This window comes from Desulfonatronospira sp. MSAO_Bac3, assembly GCF_003838035.1.
In the GTDB taxonomy this organism is placed as follows: domain Bacteria; phylum Desulfobacterota; class Desulfovibrionia; order Desulfovibrionales; family Desulfonatronovibrionaceae; genus Desulfonatronospira; species Desulfonatronospira thiodismutans.
The window spans coordinates 1-1,913 of record NZ_QYZY01000302.1 but is presented as its reverse complement, the minus strand read 5'-3'; the positions used below and the strand labels follow the sequence as shown (position 1 = coordinate 1,913).

Sequence of the window (1,913 nt, the reverse complement as noted above, 5' to 3'; positions counted from 1 at the left end):
GCTGATTTGGAGTATAACAACCACCAGCAGAACAACAAGCAATACTCCGATAGCCAGGCCGACACCCCCACCTCCGACTTCGTCGGACAAGGTTGCGAGCTGATGCAGCTGTTCATCATCCAGGCCTTCCATTCTGGCCATTACTTCTTCCTGGGAAAGGCCGTAATCAGCCAGCCTCTGGGCCACTACCTCATGTTCCAGGGCATTTCTGATGGATTCAATCTTTTCAGATCGTTCCGACATTTTCTCTCCGGTGGAAAGGCGGCTTTCTATGAGCGAGGCTTCGCCGGTGGAAGGGATAAAAGCCACTAAAGAATAAAACGCCAGAATGAACATGCAAATCCTTTTGTTCATCACCAATCTTTTAACACTCATTTGGCACCCTCCAGAAATAACAGGTTAAAAAAGCCATGACACCCTGATGAAATTTTTTACTAAAATACCCAAGACTGGTTGTTTGTCAACTTGTAAATCGATATCCTCAAGGTCTTTTACAGCCGGATCATTACTCCCCGGCCCTGAATATTCCCCCGTGCAGCTTGCTCAAGTCGCCCTTCAGAAGTTTAATCAGACCGGCAGCAGACTGCTCTGGAGTCAAAAGCTCCCCTCTTTCCTTCCACGGCCTGAACACCCGGTGCAGATGACCGGCTGCTCCTCCTTGAGCCTGCCTGGCCTGATCCTGCATTCTTGTATCAACAATGCCGGGGCGAAACACGAAACAAGTAATCCTGTCTGTTTCTGCGGCAAGCTGCCTGGCCAGATGTTCTTCAGCGGCTTTGGCTGAGCAGTATGCACCTATCCCCGGCTGAGTAATTTCTGCAGCACCAGAGCCCACGAAAACCGCCAGTCCGTTCTGACGATTCATAATTTCAGGTACAGCATACCGTACAAGGAGAAAAGAGGCCTTTACATTGGAATCCATGACCTCATTGAAGGACTCCTCCTGCATTTCCCACAGATACGCCCCGGGGCTGAGTATTCCGGCTGCATGAATAAAACCGGTCGGGCCGCCCATCTCACGGCCCTTTTCTACGCACTGCTTTACGGTCTCCACCCTGGAGATATCACCGGCCGCTGTCCTGACCATAACATGATGTCCTGAACAATTTTGTGCAGTTTCATGCAAAGGTTCCCGGCTTCTGGCATTGAGGACCAGATTCACCCCTTCATGGGCCAGGCCCAGGGCCAGGGCTCTGCCTATTCCCATGGAAGCACCGGTAACAATCATGGTGCTGTCTTTTAGTGCAGACATAAATAAATTCTCCTTATTTTAAGTTGATGGGACGAACTTCCTGCCCTGGGTACACCAACATTTATGTAGAAAAAACTACCTTTTTGTAGAAAAAAGCAAGCAGTGCAAAAATTAAGGCTCCGCTTGGCAATCAAAAAACGCCTGAAAAGTTTTTGTTGATCGCTGACATTTCTGTGTTCCCGGCCTGTCAGGGCTGGTACATAAGCAACCTCAAACAAAACAGGAACGGCTCTTGCTGTGTGTAACCAGTTAACCCTGCAACATCACTTATTTGTAACCATTCAGGGGGTCCTCGGTGGTGACTAATGGCACAAGGCCAGGGGACTGTCCCCCTGGCCGGTACCTGCCCCCCTGAATGGTTACACTTATTTGTATCTCAAAGGGACTGGCAATCCTTCAATAGTAAGGCTTCAGAAAAAGGAAGGGATCGGTTACAACCACCCCCGGCCTTAAGAAGTATGGGAGTAAGGGCGTATGGGAGGATGGGAGTCAAAACATCTTAACACCCACACATGGATACCCCCATACACCCATACTTCTTCCTAAGGCTGGCTATGCCCGCAACCCAATAAATAAAAGAGTTTTTTGACAGGATTAACAGGATTAAGAGATTGATTAAGAGAAAAACATTTTTGTCCTGGCTCCCGGTTTAATGCCCTTG

At 48.9% G+C, this 1,913-nt stretch carries 2 protein-coding genes; both read right to left on the bottom strand.

Features of this window, described 5'->3' with window-relative positions; genetic code table 11:
• A partial coding sequence (locus D5S03_RS10350; RefSeq protein ID WP_287043866.1) for a PA2779 family protein occupies positions 1-375 on the bottom strand: 375 nt, incomplete at its 3' end.
• A gap of 130 nt (positions 376-505) precedes the next feature.
• Entirely contained in the window at positions 506-1,252 is a 747-nt protein-coding gene (locus D5S03_RS10345; protein ID WP_287043865.1) for an SDR family NAD(P)-dependent oxidoreductase, read from the bottom strand.
• Positions 1,253-1,913 lie beyond the last annotated feature (661 nt).